This window comes from Streptomyces sp. NPDC006458 (genome assembly GCF_040612135.1).
In the GTDB taxonomy this organism is placed as follows: Bacteria; Actinomycetota; Actinomycetes; order Streptomycetales; family Streptomycetaceae; genus Streptomyces.
The window spans coordinates 14,301-29,581 of the sequence record NZ_JBEXPR010000053.1 but is presented as its reverse complement, the minus strand read 5'-3'; the positions used below and the strand labels follow the sequence as shown (position 1 = coordinate 29,581).

17 protein-coding genes and 2 pseudogenes are annotated in these 15,281 nt (G+C 70.4%); 10 read left to right on the top strand and 9 right to left on the bottom strand.

What is annotated here, in order from left to right:
• Positions 1 to 470 (top strand): annotated as a pseudogene (locus ABZZ79_RS37995) (Sua5 family C-terminal domain-containing protein); the annotation flags it as partial.
• Positions 471 to 503: 33 nt separating this feature from the next.
• Here ABZZ79_RS37995 and ABZZ79_RS37990 read toward each other — a convergent pair.
• On the bottom strand, positions 504 to 1,145 hold the full coding sequence (locus tag ABZZ79_RS37990) for a carbonic anhydrase (RefSeq protein WP_356696964.1): 642 nt from the start codon (positions 1,143 to 1,145) through the stop codon (positions 504 to 506).
• Positions 1,146 to 1,490: 345 nt separating this feature from the next.
• On the bottom strand, positions 1,491 to 2,117 hold the full coding sequence (locus ABZZ79_RS37985; protein ID WP_356696962.1) for a type III effector protein: 627 nt from the start codon (positions 2,115 to 2,117) through the stop codon (positions 1,491 to 1,493).
• Positions 2,118 to 2,245: 128 nt separating this feature from the next.
• Here ABZZ79_RS37985 and ABZZ79_RS37980 point away from each other — a divergent pair, with 128 nt between their 5' ends.
• From ABZZ79_RS37980 to ABZZ79_RS37970, 3 genes are all read left to right on the top strand, one after another.
• Positions 2,246 to 2,677, top strand: a complete 432-nt coding sequence (locus tag ABZZ79_RS37980; RefSeq protein WP_356696960.1) for an Hsp20/alpha crystallin family protein — start codon at positions 2,246 to 2,248, stop codon at positions 2,675 to 2,677.
• A gap of 101 nt (positions 2,678 to 2,778) precedes the next feature.
• Complete coding sequence (locus ABZZ79_RS37975) at positions 2,779 to 3,174, top strand: DUF2267 domain-containing protein (protein ID WP_356696958.1); 396 nt, start codon at positions 2,779 to 2,781, stop codon at positions 3,172 to 3,174.
• Positions 3,175 to 3,227: 53 nt separating this feature from the next.
• Complete coding sequence (locus ABZZ79_RS37970) at positions 3,228 to 3,671, top strand: DUF2267 domain-containing protein (protein WP_356696956.1); 444 nt, start codon at positions 3,228 to 3,230, stop codon at positions 3,669 to 3,671.
• 368 nt (positions 3,672 to 4,039) lie between these two features.
• Here ABZZ79_RS37970 and ABZZ79_RS37965 read toward each other — a convergent pair.
• Positions 4,040 to 4,654: pseudogene (locus tag ABZZ79_RS37965) on the bottom strand (thioredoxin domain-containing protein); the annotation flags it as partial.
• A 216-nt stretch (positions 4,655 to 4,870) separates the two neighbouring features.
• Between ABZZ79_RS37965 and ABZZ79_RS37960 the strand changes: the two are divergent.
• Complete coding sequence (locus tag ABZZ79_RS37960) at positions 4,871 to 5,497, top strand: SMI1/KNR4 family protein (protein WP_356696954.1); 627 nt, start codon at positions 4,871 to 4,873, stop codon at positions 5,495 to 5,497.
• A 369-nt stretch (positions 5,498 to 5,866) separates the two neighbouring features.
• Entirely contained in the window at positions 5,867 to 6,220 is a 354-nt protein-coding gene (locus ABZZ79_RS37955) for a hypothetical protein (protein ID WP_356696952.1), read from the top strand.
• A 153-nt stretch (positions 6,221 to 6,373) separates the two neighbouring features.
• On the opposite strand, the gene ABZZ79_RS37950 is transcribed toward ABZZ79_RS37955, so the two are convergent.
• Together ABZZ79_RS37950 and ABZZ79_RS37945 are read right to left on the bottom strand one after the other, a co-directional pair.
• A complete protein-coding gene (locus ABZZ79_RS37950) occupies positions 6,374 to 6,547 on the bottom strand; it encodes a hypothetical protein (protein WP_356696950.1) in 174 nt (57 codons plus the stop codon).
• 233 nt (positions 6,548 to 6,780) lie between these two features.
• Positions 6,781 to 7,716: an AraC family transcriptional regulator gene (locus ABZZ79_RS37945; RefSeq protein WP_356696948.1), complete on the bottom strand. Its 936-nt coding sequence runs from the start codon at positions 7,714 to 7,716 to the stop codon at positions 6,781 to 6,783.
• Positions 7,717 to 7,803: 87 nt separating this feature from the next.
• Between ABZZ79_RS37945 and ABZZ79_RS37940 the strand changes: the two genes are divergently transcribed.
• The 4 genes from ABZZ79_RS37940 to ABZZ79_RS37925 all read left to right on the top strand — a co-directional run bounded on the left by ABZZ79_RS37940 (position 7,804) and on the right by ABZZ79_RS37925 (position 10,559).
• Complete coding sequence (locus ABZZ79_RS37940) at positions 7,804 to 8,733, top strand: NADP-dependent oxidoreductase (RefSeq protein WP_356696946.1); 930 nt, start codon at positions 7,804 to 7,806, stop codon at positions 8,731 to 8,733.
• Positions 8,734 to 9,183: 450 nt separating this feature from the next.
• Positions 9,184 to 9,522, top strand: a complete 339-nt coding sequence (locus ABZZ79_RS37935) for a hypothetical protein (RefSeq protein WP_356696944.1) — start codon at positions 9,184 to 9,186, stop codon at positions 9,520 to 9,522.
• Positions 9,523 to 9,808: 286 nt separating this feature from the next.
• Entirely contained in the window at positions 9,809 to 10,150 is a 342-nt protein-coding gene (locus tag ABZZ79_RS37930; protein WP_356696942.1) for a transposase, read from the top strand.
• Positions 10,151 to 10,196: 46 nt separating this feature from the next.
• Entirely contained in the window at positions 10,197 to 10,559 is a 363-nt protein-coding gene (locus ABZZ79_RS37925) for a transposase (protein WP_356696940.1), read from the top strand.
• A 152-nt stretch (positions 10,560 to 10,711) separates the two neighbouring features.
• Here ABZZ79_RS37925 and ABZZ79_RS37920 read toward each other — a convergent pair whose 3' ends face one another.
• From ABZZ79_RS37920 to ABZZ79_RS37905, 4 genes are all read right to left on the bottom strand, one after another.
• The gene (locus ABZZ79_RS37920) at positions 10,712 to 11,182 is read right to left on the bottom strand and encodes a hypothetical protein (protein WP_356696938.1); all 471 of its coding nucleotides are present in this window, start codon (positions 11,180 to 11,182) and stop codon (positions 10,712 to 10,714) included.
• 347 nt (positions 11,183 to 11,529) lie between these two features.
• On the bottom strand, positions 11,530 to 12,576 hold the full coding sequence (locus ABZZ79_RS37915) for an ABC transporter ATP-binding protein (RefSeq protein ID WP_356696936.1): 1,047 nt from the start codon (positions 12,574 to 12,576) through the stop codon (positions 11,530 to 11,532).
• Entirely contained in the window at positions 12,573 to 14,162 is a 1,590-nt protein-coding gene (locus ABZZ79_RS37910) for an iron ABC transporter permease (protein ID WP_356696934.1), read from the bottom strand. Before ABZZ79_RS37910 ends, ABZZ79_RS37915 begins: the two co-directional genes overlap by 4 nt.
• A gap of 5 nt (positions 14,163 to 14,167) precedes the next feature.
• Positions 14,168 to 15,187 (bottom strand): iron ABC transporter substrate-binding protein, encoded by a 1,020-nt coding sequence (locus ABZZ79_RS37905; RefSeq protein WP_356696932.1) that lies wholly within the window; start codon positions 15,185 to 15,187, stop codon positions 14,168 to 14,170.
• Positions 15,188 to 15,281 lie beyond the last annotated feature (94 nt).

The following is a 15,281-nucleotide window of genomic DNA, read 5'->3' as shown; positions in this document are numbered from 1 at the left end:
AGGTCGGCATCTCGCCCGTGACGTCGACCATCGTCGACGTCACGGGCGAGATGCCGAGCATTCTGCGGCCTGGCGGGGTGACGCGCGAGGACCTCGAAGCGGTGCTGGGACATCCGGTGGCGGTTCCGTCGACGAGCGGTGTCCGGGTGCCGGGCCAGCACCCGTCACACTACGCGCCGCATGCGCGGGTCGTTCTCGTCGAGCCGGAGAAGGTCGTCGCCGGGGCCGAGCTCGCCCAGGAGGCGGGGCACAAGGTGGGTGTCCTTCTCCCCGCCGGCTTCGCCGGCGCTGAGGTGAAGGCGCACGCGGTGGTGGCCCTGCCCGGTTCACCGGACGCCTACGCGCACGGGCTGTACGGGTTCCTGCGTGAGCTCGACCAGCAGAGATGCGACCTCATCGTCGCGTCCCTGCCGGCGGAGGAGGGTCTGGGGCTGGCGATCGCCAACCGGCTCCGCCGAGCTGCGGGGCCCGTCCCTCCGCCTGAGTGGTCACGGCCGGGGCGGTCAGGATGCGGTGGGGATCACCGCATCGAGGCCACGGGTGGCGACGAGCCGGGCGCTGCCGTCGGCCAGTCGGTAGGACAGCCCCAGCACGGCGGTCCGACCGGTGGCCACCGCCTCGGCCAGGACGCGGGAGCGTTCCAGTAGCAGGTCGACGGTGTGCTCGATGTGTTCGGCCAGGATCTCCTCGGCCGTCTCGCGTCCGGCTGCGCGGGCGGCCAGCACGCTCGGGGTGACCCGTTCGACCACGTCGCGGACGAAACCGCCGGGCGTCTGTCCGTTCTCCAGGGCGGAGCAGGCCGCGGCGACCGCGCCGCACGAGTCGTGGCCGAGGACGACGACCAGCGGCGCGTTCAGAACGCTCACCCCGAACTCGATGGAGCCGAGTACTTCCGTACCGGCGACGTGCCCGGCGGTGCGCACCACGAACAGATCGCCCAGGCCGCGGTCGAAGATGATCTCGGCGGCCAGCCGGGAGTCGGAGCACCCGAACACCACGGCGAAGGGCTGCTGGGACGGTGCGGTCTCGGTCCGGCGTATAGCGTCCTGGTTCGGGTGCTCTGGAGTGCCGGCGACGAAGCGCTGGTTACCGGCCATGAGCAGGTCGAAGGCGGCGTGGGGCGTCGGGGTCTGGGTCTCGGTCATGGCCGCAGCCTACGAGGCGGCAACTGCCGTCGCAGCGAGTGGTCCGCCCGGACCGCGCCAGGAACTGGCGACGCCGGCGACCCCAGCGTCACCCCCAGGCGTTGGGCGAGGGCGCCCTCGATGCGGAACCGCAGCACACGGCGCAGCTGCCCGGCCACGTACGGGTCCGCAGCTCTCCGTTCGTCCTGCACACCTGCGCAACGAACCATGCGCTGCTCACGCTGTCGGCCGAACGGGCCATGCCCGCCTGCTCTGAGGCCGCAGGCGGTCTGGGCCCGTCTCCGGGCCCGAGTTTGCGGCTTTGCACGGTGGCCAGGGGCTTGCGAAGCGCCCCCGGCGGTGGGGTCAGGGGGGTGTAAGGGCGTCGAGTCGGGCGGCGAGGTCGGGGTGGGAGGCGGCGAGATGAGGCCGGGTGGCGGTCAGCGGGGCGATGAGATCGGCAGGGTCGTCGTGGGCGAGGGCCGTGTGGAGCTCGCCGAGGGGGCGGCGGGCAGAGGGGGGAAGGTCGGTGAGGGCGGTGATCTGGCCGGCGAGGCGGCGCAGGTCGGCGGCGTTGTGGCGGGCCCAGACGGCGGCGGTGCGGTCGGCGGCGCGGCGTTCGCGGGTGGCCGTCACGCGTTGCTCGCCGGTGGTGCCGGCGGGGCCGGGGCGGCCGCGCAGGTAGCGGCGTTCGGCGGCCTGGCGGCTGGCGACGCCGAGCGGTGCGGCGAGGTCTGCCCAGCTGGCGCCGGCGCCGCGGGCGGTTTCGATCAGGCCGGTCTCCCATCCGGCGAGCTGCTCGCGCACCTGCCGCAGCAGCATCAAGGAGGCGAGAGCCGCCTCCGGGCCGGGAGCAGGAGTGCCGGAGCTGTCGGCGGCTTCGTGCCGGGCGGTGTGCAGGGCGTCTTCTATGGCGTTCAGGGCGGCCGCGGCGGCCAGGAACGACGCCGGGCCGTGGGCGTCGGCCCGGGGCGGCTGGTCGGCTGCGGTCACGAGCACCTCCCTCTCATTGTCATCCTTTGGACGACATCATGTTTGTCATCCATTGGATGACATGTTACAACGGTGTCAGTGCAGCGCATTGGCAGCAACTGCCCGAACCTGCTGGAGGTGTTTTTACGATGTTGATGCGCACTGACCCCTTCCGTGAGCTGGACCGGCTGGCGCAGCAGCTGATGGGGCCGGGTACCTGGTCGAAGCCGTCGGCGATGCCGATGGACGCCTACCGCGAGGGCGACGAGTACGTGGCGGCCTTCGACCTGCCCGGTGTGAGCGCGGACGCGATCGACATCGACGTCGAGCGGAACATGCTCACCGTCAGGGCAGAGCGCCGGCCGGTGGCGAAGGCCGACGACGTGCAGATGGAACTGTCCGAGCGGCCGCTGGGCGTCTTCTCCCGCCAGATCGTGCTCGCCGACACCCTCGACACCGAGCACATCCAGGCCGACTACGACGCGGGCGTGCTCACCCTGCGTATCCCGATCGCCGAGCGCGCCAAGCCCCGCAAGATCTCCATCGGCGTTGGCTCCGGCCGCAAGGAGATCTCCGGCTGACACGGCCGGACAGGTGCGGAGGACGGACACCTTGATCTCCCCCTCCCCGCCCTCCGCACCCACTCCGGGCAGTCCGAAGACGCGAAGGGTTGATGGCCGCCATGACTCTGCGACGCGAAGCGTTCCTCGACCGCGTGAAGGAACGCGGCGAATACGGCACGGTGGAGGAAGCCGAGCGCGCGGCCCGTGTGGTCCTCGCCCTGCTCGGCGCGCACCTGGTCGGCGACGCGCGAGCCCAGCTCGCGGCACGCCTGCCCGAAAGCTTCGCCCACATCCTGCTCAACCCGCTGACCAGCGCCGAGCCGCTGCCGCCGGAGCGGTTCGTCCGCGCGACCGCGGCCTGGATCGAGGGCGCCACCGAGCAGACCGCGACGTGGGACGTCAGCGCCGTACTGTCCACCGTTGCCGACGCGGCGGGCGAGGACCTGCTGGGGCAGATACTGCTCCAGCTGCCCGCAGGCTACGACCTCCTCGTCGGCCGCCCCCGCCCCACCTGACCCACAACCCCGGCAACCTGAGACCCTGCGTTTCACGAAAGGCATGCACCGCAGTGATCACCGACGTACGCGCACCGCTCGAAAACCAGCAGCCGTACGGGACGGCGTACGAGCAGATGCTGGAGAAGGTCCGCTACGAAGGCGCCTACCCCACCCGCGAGAAGGCTGACGACACCGTCCGCCTGGTCCTTTCCGGGCTGGGACGCCAGCTGACCGGCGAGGAACGCGTCGACCTGGCTGCCCGGCTGCCCCTGGAGGCCGCCCGCGTCCTGACCATGCAGGTCCCCGATATCCAGCCGCTGACCGGCTGGGCGTTCGTCAAGGACCTCGCCGCGCGTTCGGGTGCCTCCCTGGCCACCACCCGCTGGGACACCGGCTCCGTCTTCGCGGCCGTCGCCGCCTGCGCCGGCCGCGATCTGATCACCCGCATCCTCCACCAGCTCCCCACCGGCTACGCCCTGCTGTTCGGGCAGGCCGAACTCAACCCCGCGGTATAACCCAGGCCGTGCCCCTCGGCCGAGGTGCTGCCAGCCCGGACCGGCTCAGCCTGCTCCGGACCGGTCAGGGGTCCCATGTCCTCACTGAGCTGGCGACGCAGCAGCAGGAGGCCGTCGGCGTCGGCGGCATCGGCCAGCCGGCGGAGCAGGATGCGGATCTGAGGGTCATCCCCGGCGCGCACGGCCTGCACGCTGCGCTCCTCCAGGCGCGCGGCTGCGGCGTGCGCGACTGCCGGGCGGGACGGGGCCCAACCAAGGCATCCGGCCCGGCAGCCACGTGGGGTGCAGCGCACGTATTTCTCAGCCTCGGGCCACTCGTATTCCCGCCAGCCGTCGGGGTCGTCCCGGATCCCTTCCAGGGCGCGGGCGAAGGCGTCACCGTCGTAGATCAGTTCCGTGAACTGGAGGGGAATGCGTACACCGTTGATGACGGTGGTGGGTGTGCCGGGTCCCTCGGGCTCCTTTGTGCCTCCCGCACGTTCGTAGGCCTTCTGGGAGGCGGTCACGAAGGCGCGGTACTTCATGTTCTTGACCGCGGTATCGAAGGCCGGGCTGCGCAGTCCGTCGACCTTGCCGGCCAGTTCGAGCAGGTAGGCGTCGGTGAAGCCGTCGACCTCCTCCTCGGGCTGGTTGGCGTAGAGCACCTGGTGGTACTCGGCGAACTTGCCTGCCCCCAGGGCGGCCCGCAGCGCGTTGACCGCCTTCTTGGAGCCGTTGCCGCCCAGCCGGTCGTCGAGGAAGGACGCCAGCGTGTACTCGGCCATGGCGTGCTTGCGCAGCGTCGCCTCCTGCAACGGGGCTCCGCCGCCGGTGGTCTCAAACTCCTCGCAGTAGGGGCAGCGAGGATCCTCGTACAGGTGGACGGACACGGGGGCCGAGGGGTCCCCGACCACGATGGTCGTTCCGTCGGCCGCCAGCTTCTCCGGTATCTCCTCCGGGCCGGCGTAGGGCACTCTCCGCTCGCCGCAGCCCGCGAGCGACATCCCCAACACGATCGTGATCGCTGCGACGGCAGCCACCACACGTCTGTTCCCCACCCCATCCTCCCCTGTTTCAGGGAGAGGTTAGGGCACATCCTCCGTGACGCGGAAACGCGTTTCAGCAACCCGCCCGTCGACCCCTGCGCAGTGCCGTTGGCGTTCGGATGCTGCCGTCGGCGGCGGGGCCGCGGTGTCGGTGCCGCCCTATAGCCTTCCGTCGTGGGCGACTTACGGGGCCGGGATGACGAGCCGTTCTATGCGTGGCGGGATCTGCTGCAGTGCTGGAGTGAGGAGTGGCTCGATCCGGTGCTGCATGAGCAGGAGCGGGCAGAGCCGTTCCCCGACGATGTGCGCAGGGCCCGCTGGCTGGGTGCCCCCGGGGCCACCGGGGAGGAGGTGGGCGCCTTGGAGGAGCGGCTGGGCGTCAGGCTGCCGGCGAGCTACCGCCAGTTCCTCCTGGCAAGCAATGGCTGGCTGAACACCACCCGGGAGATAGACAGGATCCTGCCGGTTCAGGAGGTGGGCTGGACCCGGGATCTTGATCCTTACCTGGTCTCCGTCTGGACGAGGCAGGATGCCGGTTTCCGGGTATGCGACGAGGAGTACTTCGTCTACGGTGAGGCCCAGGATCCGGTCTCGCTGCGGCCTGAGTATCTGCCGCACACCTTGAAGGTCAGTCATACACCGGAAGCCACAGACGTCTACCTCCTGAACCCCTGCGTGGTCACCGCCGACGGTGAGTGGGAAGCCTGGTACGTCGCCCATTGGCTGCCCGGCGCGGTCCGCTACCGGTCTTTCTGGGATCTGATGAACGGCGAGTACAGGAGCTTCCGCGGCGAGTGGTGACGGTCACGGACGACCTGCACGACGCCGGACCGCGGGTGCGCTGGTTTCGGACACCGCTGCACAGCTCGTGGCTCTTGCGCGACAGCGCTTGACCCGCCGGGCGGTCGACGGGCACGCGTACTTCTCGTCGGCTGCGGACTGGGGGCGTCGCGGATGCTGCTGGGGTCGAGGGAGTCGGGTCTGCCTCTGGGTGCGGCGGGAGTGTCCGACAGCGGCGTCTGGGCCTGCTCAGTGGCGGTTGCCTGCCGGGTGGGGTCCCTGGTTGTCCGGTTGTGGCTCTCTGGCCGCCTCGCTGGGCGGCCTTGTCGGGGTCGGGGCGCGATCTTAGGGTGGGCTGGTACGCGTGACGACGGGGGAGGGGAACGGCACATGATGAGGCGTCTTGTTCTGCTGGTCGCAGCGATGTTGGTCCTGGCTGCCTGCAGTTCGGCCGGGTCTGATGGCGAGGAGGGCAGCAGTGACGGTGAGCTGGCCTGCGCGCTGGTGCGGATGTTGCCCGATCCGATGCCCGAGCAGCCGGCCAGCGGCTCGTCGGACCGTTCCTGGGAGGTTGCGGTGGGTCGGCTGAGCGCGACTGCGGAGCTGGCCCGGGTGGCCGCGCTGGAGGACAAGAAGTACCAGCCGCTCGCCGACGCCCTTGCCACGGCACGGCAGACCTTCTCCACCACCTTCGACATCCGCCGCGCCGAACCGAGCATCAAGAAGGCGCGCACCTACTGCTAGGAGAGCGTCTGATCACTGTCTATGACGCTGCGAGCGGGATGGGGAAGAGCTGGCCCGGGGCGACGGCGCGGGGCCTCGCCCGGGGCGGGGCAGTCGGGGCAGGCCGGTGTGTCGGGGCGGCTGCGCTCTGCGAGCGTCGTCAGCCGGCGCACGTCACGACGCGTCCGGCCCGATTACGGCCGGGGCACCGGACACCGGGACGCGCGGGTGGTGCCCGGCGCGCTGTGAACGCTGCTGGGCGTGCACGGAGTCCGCCTCGGCCTGGGCGCGGCGGGCCCGCTCCCCGTCGTCGGCGGCTGCGGCGAGGCACAGTGTGGGCTGAGCCACTGCGTGACGTGGGCGGCGCGTGACAGGGCGCCGTGGAGGCCAGCGCCATGAGCAGAACAGGGTGCGGGTGGGCGGTGAACCGGTGTGTGGTGCTCCGCCAGGGCGGTCACGGTCGCGTGCTGTCGGCTGGTACGTGGTGGGCTGCTGATGGAGCCGGAGCGGGACGTTGTCGGCGTACACCTGAACGTCCCCAGTCACGTACAACTGAACGTGCTCAGGTTGCCGCACCGGATTCAGCTGCTCCGCCGGTACTTACCGGGTGCCGAACCGTACGTTCGTTTGAACGCGTTGGCGAAGGCGAACTCGGACGTGTAGCCCACTTGCGCGGCTATGGACCTCAAGGGTGCCTTCGATGTCCGCAGCAGGCGCGCCGCTGTGGTCATCCGCCACCAGGTCAGGTAGCCGAGGGGCGGTTGGCCGATCAGCAGGGCGAAGCGCCTGGCGAACGGAGCCCGGGAGAGCCCGGCTTCCGCCGCGAGTTTCGCGACCGTCCACGGCGAAGCCGGGTTTCGGTGGATGGCGTGGAGGGCTGCGGTGACCGGGGGGTCGTTGAGTGCGGCGGCCCATCCGGTGGTGTTGCCCAGGGAGGATTGTCTGTTGAACCAGATGCGCAGCATGTAGAGCAGCAGCACGTCCAGCAGCGCGGGGACGGCTGCGCCTGTGCCCAGGCGCGGGTTCTCGGCCTCTGCGGCTAGTAGTTGCACGGCCGCGCTCAATTCTGGATGGCAGCCCGCTTGTGCCGGCAAGTGGATCAGATCCGAAAGAGTCAGCAACAGCGGATGGGTTCGGAACGAGTCGAGTTGGTAGGCCCCGCAGAGCACGACAGTGACCGGGCCGTCGTCTCCGCTCCGATCGACGATGTCGGAGGCGTAGGTGCCGGACAGTTGGTGGTCGTCGGGGCCGCAGGCAGGGGCTGTCACCGGGGTTGCGGGGTTGTCGGCCAGGGTGTGGCCGCTGCCGTGAGGAAGGAACACCACGTCGCCCGCTGCCAGTTGGACGGGTTCTGCCTCCGGAGACAGCAGCCAGCAAGAACCCTGCAGGACTACCTGGAAGCCCGCCGACCCGGGGACGGAGGAGAACTCCTGCCTCCATGGGGCATGCCACCGCACGTGCGCCGACCGGGAACGGCCGGTGCGAGTCACGGCGACCACATCGCTGAGTACGTCCATGCGCTGAGCGTACGTGGGAGACGAACGCGCATGAACTAGGTGCTCTGGCGCATGGATCGTCTCTGCGTGCGGTCGTAGATTCGCGGCATGACGATGATGAAGACCGCGCGTATCCATGAATTCGGCGATGCGTCCGTGATCCGCAACGACACCGTTCCGCGCCCTCGACCCGCCTTCGGAGAAGTGCTCGTCCGGGTCGCCGCGACCTCGTTCAATCCCACCGAGGCCGCGTTGCGTGCCGGAATGCTGCAGGCGTTCCTCCCTGTGGATCTGCCCTACCCGCTCGGCTGGGACGTCGCCGGCACCGTCGCCGAGATCGGCGCGGGGGCGCAGGGGTTCGCCGTGGGCGACCGGGTCATGGGGTGGCTCGACAGTGGAGCGGCCGCGGAATACGTACGGGCGCCCGTCGCCGTGCTGGTCGCGGTGCCGGACGCTGTCCCTCTCGCGAACGCTGCGGCTCTTCCCTTGGCCGGCCTGACGGCATGGCAGGCGGTCTTGAAGCATGGGAAGGTAGCCGCTGGTCAGCGGGTGCTGGTCAACGGTGCAGGCGGTGGCATCGGCGGCTTCGTGACGCAGCTCGCGAAGTATGCGGGAGCCGAGGTGATCGCCACGGCCGGCAGTCGAAGCGCCGAGGCGGTCCAGAGGCAGGGCGCGGACCGAGTGATCGACTACACGGCAGGGCCGGTGGGCTCCTCACTCGACGGACCGGTGGACACTCTGCTCAATCTGGTCCCGATGAGTCCGCCGGACGCCTCAGCCCTCGCGCCTCTGGTGCGGCCGGGCGGGCGTATCGTCTCAATCGCGACCCCGGTCGAGTCAGCTGCCGATGCCGGGGTGACCGCGATGCACATGGTTGCCCGAAACGATGTAGCGCATCTGACTGCGCTGGTGGAACTCGTCGAGGCAGGCGTGGTCGCCATCGACATCAGCGAGTCCCGCCCACTGACCGACCTCGCAGACGTCCACCGCCTCAGTGAGGCCGGCCGGACCCGAGGCAAGGTCATCATCATCCCTTGAGGCTGGGCGGCCGAACGTGCTCTTCAGCTCCCGCGCACCCTTCGCGGTGGGCGCGTTCCCGTGTACCTGGCTGAGCATGTTGGCGGGTACGCCGACAGATGCTGCCGCGCATCGCCCGCCGAGGGTGAAGACGACTGCGTGGCCGCGGCGGGGGCCGGCACTCGCGTGCACGGGGTCGGCGGGGAGGCGGGCGCTGTTCCCGTGGTGTCGCTGCGAGGGGCAGGTTCCCCTCCGCGTAGGCCCCAAAGGTGAACAGGGTCCGGTCCGGGGGGTGTAGGACCAGACGAAGGAGCCTTCTCCGCGTCCTGAGGATTCCCGTGCGAGCGAAATTCGTTCGAGGCGTTGTTCGAGGTCGTGGCACCCTGTACCGCATGACGACGAACCGAAAGGTCCATGCCGCGTAGACGGCCACGACGGATCCGTGCCGGCGACTCCGGCAGTCACCGGGCAATGGGTGCAAGGCCACCCATCGACGGCCTGTCTTCGCGCGCACTGTCGGAGATCACCCGGCTTGAGCGCACCCGCAACTACCTGCAGCCAGGCGACGTCAGCGCTGCTGTGGGCTTGTGGAAGGACTACGTCCACCAGCCCGAGCGTGTTCTGTGGCACGACTACGAGTGGGGCAACGTGCACTGGTACTGCTGCGGCAACCCCCTCGAAGCCCGAGCTCTCCTCGACACCGTGATGCAGGCCATGTCGCCCCGAAGCGCCCGCGAACTTCGCAAGATCGTCAGCCGGTCAGACGCCGTTTGGAACCTTCCGTCCCCGCCCGATGAGGCGGACGGCTAATAAGGAACAAGCTCAGAAGCCGTTGCTCTGTCGATCTGGGTGGGCGTGAGTTCGAGGTTGTCGACTCGGTCGGGTGATCTTCTGGCTGGCTGCGCATGAAGGTGGGGCCTCCCGCACAGCTCGTGGGTGTCGAATCCAGCCGAGCAACAGGAGGCCCCTGGTGCTGCGGTCTTCCGTGCCGACGCCCGTGTCGTCCAACTCGGCTTCCCTGACGTGTGATTGTCTCGCTCACCGGTTCGGGAACGCTGTGGACCGGCCGTACAGGCGTCCGAGGTATCCGTCCGTCATGAGCGACGCGGAATGGGCGGTCGTGCGCGACGCGATGCCGGTGCCCGGCTGGCTGGAGGGCCGCGGCGGCTGGCCGGAGGGCTACTGCCACCGGCAGATGGTGGACGCGGTGCGCCATCTCGTCGCGGGCGGCATCGCCTGGCGGGCGATGCCCGCGGACTTCCCGCGTGGGACCGCGTCTGCGCCTTCTTCCGCCGCTGGCGCGACAACGGCCTGGCCGCCGAGTTCCACGGCCGGCTGCGCGACCGGGTCCGCGAGACTGCGGACCGCGGTCCGGAACCGACGGCCGGCGTCATCGACGCGCAGTCGGTCAGAGGAGCAGCGTCGGTGCCTGCCGTGACCAGGGGTTTCGACGGCGGGAGGTCAACGGCCGCAAGCGGCACATCGTGGTGGACACCCTCGGACTGCTGCTGGCCGTGATGGTGACCGCGGCCTCGGTCACCGACCGGGACGCGGGCCGGACGCTGCCGGCCCGGCTGCACGAGCGGCACCGGCGCATCACACGGGTGTGGGCCGACGGCGGCTACACCGGACAACTCGTCGACTTCACCCGCGAAGTCCTGCGCGTCGCGCTGACCGTGGTCAGACGCGGCGACAACACCCGCCGCGAGCTGACGGCAGTTCATCGCCTCCCCGCCCGTCCCTTTCCCACCGGCCAGGATGTCCATGATCCGCCGGTAGTCCGGCGCCAGAACAGTGGGCGCGAGTCCCTCCCCCCGGTGCGGCACCACCGAACCAAGTGCGCGTGACCCACAGCAGGCTGTCGATCTTCGGGAGCGTGGACGTGACCCGCGGCAGCGGGGAGTTCGTGGAGCGCTCATGGGGCCTCCCTGCGGTCGCTGCGCGCCTGACATCGTCGGGCGAGACCAACCAGGCCAGCACCGTTGGAGGGCTATCGGCCTCAGGTGTTGCTGTTGAGGAAGCCGATGACCACGGCGCCCCACCAGCAGGCCTGTGAGACGAGGGTGGTAGCGCCTCCCCAGACGAGGAGTTTGGGGTCGACCGTCTCAGTGGCAGCTTCGAGGCGGCGTGCAAGGAGACCCGCCTGGAGGCCGTTGAGGGTGAGTCCGGCCACCAGACCGAGCTTCGTCGAGGTGAGCGGGGAGGCCATGTCGGGGTGCAGCATCAGCCCGCTGAGGACGAGCCCGCCGAGGCCGACCCAGATGGGCACGTGGAGCCGGGACGTCGCGCCGAGCACCTCGGCCAGCGTGCAGCGCCCTGCGGCCCAGAGCAGCCCGTAGTAGTCGGCGGACAGCACGGCCCCGAAGCCGAGTACGAGCGAGGCCAGATGGACGAAGAGCGCGGCCGTGTGCATCTTCGCGTCCGTCTGGACGTGGAGGGAACACCACAGGGCCGCTGTCAGCACGAGCATCGCAACGAGCGCTCCCGCCGCCACCGTCCACCACGAATCGTAGAGACGGATCGGACGGGAGGAGGGTCTGACTGCGGTGGACGACATGTGAGCTGACTCCGAGGGAAAAATAGGCGGCTGCCTGCGCAGAGCGAAAGCTAGGTAAGGCTTACCTAAAGATGCCCTATCGTCAATGCGGATCCGCCCGCCCAAGATCGTGACTCCGGCCACAGACGATCAACGGCCGCCCTGCAAACATCACGACCTCGCGCGAGACCTGCACCAAGGTCCTGCACGAGTACGCCGAGCACGGCCTGAAGCGATCTGGACGCCGAGCGACATGAGGACAGGGCGGGCTGACGGCGCGGTCAGGCTGAAGCCGGGTGGAACGTGGCTTCGCCCGTCACCCGGATGCCGGTTCGCCCGCCGGGGCCCACGAGCGCCGGTCCGGGTACGCGGACTTCGACCGGTTCGAGGAGGCCATCGACGGTGACCGTGACCATGGCGTCGTGGCCGTGGAAGCGGACGTCCGTCACCGTGCCCTGGGCCTGTGTCGAGGCGGGCTCGGCGAGTTGGAGCTGCTCGGGGCGGAGCAGGACCAGGCCCTCGCGCAGTCCGCCGGGCGGGTCCGAGAGCGGGATGCTGCCCAGCGCGGTGGTCGCCCTGTCCGCCTCCGCGGTGCCGGTGACCGTGACCGCGTCGCCGACGAAGCCGGCCACCCACGGGTCGGCGGGGCGGCGGTAGACCTCCTCGGGGGTGGCGCACTGGGCGACGCGCCCGTCCCGGACGACGGCGACGAGGTCCGCGGTGGAGAGGGCTTCCTGCTGGTCGTGGGTGACGAGGACCGCGGTGGACTCGGTGGCCTGGAGGGCGGCGCGTACGTCGGCCCGCAGGCCCGCTCGCAGGGCGCTGTCCAGGGCGTTGAACGGTTCGTCGAGCAGGACCAGTTGCGGCTGCGGGGCCAGGGCGCGGGCGAGGGCGATGCGCTGCTGCTGGCCGCCGGAGAGTTCGTGCGGCATGCGGTTTCCGTAGCCTGCGAGCCCGACCAGGTCCAGCATCTCCTCCACGCGGCGGGCGCGTTCGCCCCGGTCGAGAGCGGTCAGGCCGAAGGCCACGTTGCGCGCCACGCCGAGGTGGGGGAACAGGGCGCCTTCCTGCGGGACGATGCCGATGCGGCGGCGCTCTGGCGGGAGGTGGACGCCGGGGCCGCCGAGGGTGCGACCGCCGAGGGTGACGGTGCCGGCGTCGGCACGCAGGAAGCCGGCGATGATGCGGAGCATCGTGGTCTTGCCGCAGCCGGAGGGGCCGAGGACCGCGGTCAGCGCGCCGCCGGGGACCGTGAGGTCGAGTCCGTCGAGGACGGGGGCGGCAGGCCCGTACGACTTGGCCAGCCCGGTAATCTGCAAGTCGGTCATGTGCGGTGCCTTCCGAGGAGGCAAGAGGGGATGGCGGCCAGCAGGATCAGGGCGGCGGCGTAGGGGGCCGCGGCGGCGAAGGAGCCGGTTCCGGTCTCCGTCCACAGGCGGGTGGCCAGGGTGTCCATGCCTGTGGGTCGCAGCAGGAGGGTCGCGGGGAGTTCCTTCATGCACACGACGAAGGTCAGCGCGGCTCCGGCGGCGACTCCGGGCGCGGCCAGCGGCACGGTCACCTCGCGCAGCACGCGCAGCGGGCTGCGGCCGAGCGAGCGGGCGACGTCCTCCAGGACGGGCGGTGACTGGAGTACGGCGGCCCGGGTGGCGGCCACGGACACCGGCAGGAAGAGCACGGCGTACGCGCAGACCAGCAGCGGGAGTTCCTGGTAGAGCGGTTCGGCGTAGCGGACCGCGAAGAAGACCAGGGACAGCGCGACCGTGATGCCGGGCAGGGCGTGGCCGGCGTAGGCGGACTGCTCCAGCATCTGCGCGGAACGGCCCCGGTACCGGGCGGCGATCACGCCGACGGGCAGGGCGAGGAGGGTGGTCAGCGCGGCGCCCGCGGCGGCGACACCGAGGGTGGTGCCGGCGGTGTCGAGGAGTCTGGCCGGATCCCAGGTCGCGGAGTTGCCGACGGCGAGCCAGTACCCGAGCGTGGCCAGCGGGGTGAGGACGGCGACGGCCGTGACCGCCGCGCACCAGGTGAGCGCGGGCACCCGCCACCGGCCGAGCGGTACGGGGACGGCGGGGCGGGCGGTGCCGGTGCCGGTTCTGGCGTGGCCGGCGCGGCCGCGGGTGCGTGCTTCGGCGGCGACCAGGAGGACGGTCATCACCACCAGGACGACGCTGAGCGCGGCGGCCGGGGTGCGGTCGAAGCTGGCCCGGTAAGAGGTGTAGATGCCGCGGGTGAAGGTGTCGTAGCGCATCAGGGAGACGGCGCCGAAGTCGGAGAACACGTACAGCGCGACGAGTACGGCGCCGCCGGCAGCGGCCGGGCGCAGCTGCGGCAGGGTGATGCGCAGGAAGGTCCGCAGCGGTCCGTGGCCGAGCGAGCGGGCGACCTGCTCCTGCGCCGGGTCGGTGCCTCGCAGAGCGGCGGTGACGGGGAGGTACACGTACGGGAAGCTCACCAGGGTCAGCGCGAGCGCCGAACCGACGAAGCCGACGAGGGCGGGAAAGGCGGACAGCCAGGCGAACGCGGCGACGTAACTGGGCACGGCAAGCGGCAGGGTCACCAGCACCGACCAGGCCCGGGCGCCGGGCAGCGCGGTCCGTACGGTGAGCCAGGCCAGCGAGATGCCCAGCAGCAGTGAGGCGGTGACGACGACTGCGGCCAGGGTCAGGCTGCGGCCGAGCAGTTGGGCGGTGCGCTCGTTGGCGATGACCTCCCAGGCGAAGCCGGGGCCGCGCTCCAGGGAGCGGACCGCGAGGTAGCCGAGCGGCAGCAGCGCGAACACCGCTGCGACGACTGCCGGAATGAACAGTGCGGCAGGCGGGCGGCCCCCGGCACGCGACCGCCCGGCCGGCGGGGTGACGCCGGGCGGGCGGGCGGCCGGATCCGTCAGCGGGACAGGATCCGTGGAGTGCATGGAGGTCAGACCATCCCGGCTTCCTGAAGCATCTTCAGGGTCTCCTGCAGCGATTCCAGCTTGCCGAGATCGATCTTGGGCGACTGGAGCGAGGCCAGCGGCGGCAGGTCCTTGACACTGCTGGTCACCCCGGCGGCGAGGGGGTATTCCTTCGTGTCGTCGGCGAAGTACTTCTGCGCCTTCTCCGAGAGGAGGAAGTCGACTGCCTTCTGCGCCACGCTCGCCTGGTCGCTGCCCTTGACGATGCCTACGCCGGCCACGTTGACGAGGGCACCGGGGTCACCGCCGGGCAGGAAGTGGATCTTCGCCTTGACCTCGTCCTCGCCCTTCTCGGCGACCTGCTCGTACCAGTAGTAGTGGTTGATCAGGCCGAGCGAAACCTCGCCCTTGTCGACGCCGTCGAGCACCTTCAGGTTGTTGTCATAGACCTTGGGGTCGTTGGCCTTGAGGCCCTTGAGCCAGGCGCGCGTGGCCTCGTCGCCCTCCAGGACCCGCATGCCCGTGACGAAGGCCTGGAAGGAGGCGTTGGTCGGGACGTAGCCGATCTCGCCCTTCCACTCGGGCTTGACCAGGTCGTGCACGGAGTCCGGCACCTTGGCGACCTTGCCGGGGTTGTACGCGAGGACCCGGCTGCGGCCCGAGGTGCCCACCCAGTCGCCGGCGCCGCCGCGGAACGCCGGGTCGACCTTGTCGAGCGAAGCCTGCGGCAGCTTCTCCAGCAGGCCCTTGCCGGAGAGGGCGCCCAGCGCCCCCGCGTCCTGGGAGAAGAACAGGCCGGCATTGGTCTTGTCGCCCTCCTCCTGGATCTGGGCGGCCAGTTCGGCACTCTCGCCATAGCGGACGGCGACCGTGGTGCCGACGGCCTTCTCCAACTCGTCCAGGAGGGGCTCGACCAGCTTCTCGTTGCGGCCCGAGTAGATCACGAGCCCTGCGTCGTCCTCGTCGACGCCGCAGCCTGCGACGGCGGGGAGGAGAAGTGCCGCCGCGAAGAGCGCGGTCAAGCGTCGGACCAAGGGGCGTCGCATGGGAAGCCTTCCTGCAAGGGCAGCGGAGAACCGGGTAACGCCCCATGAGTAAGGTAAAGCTAACCTAAAGGTCAAGGGTGACGCACACAACAAT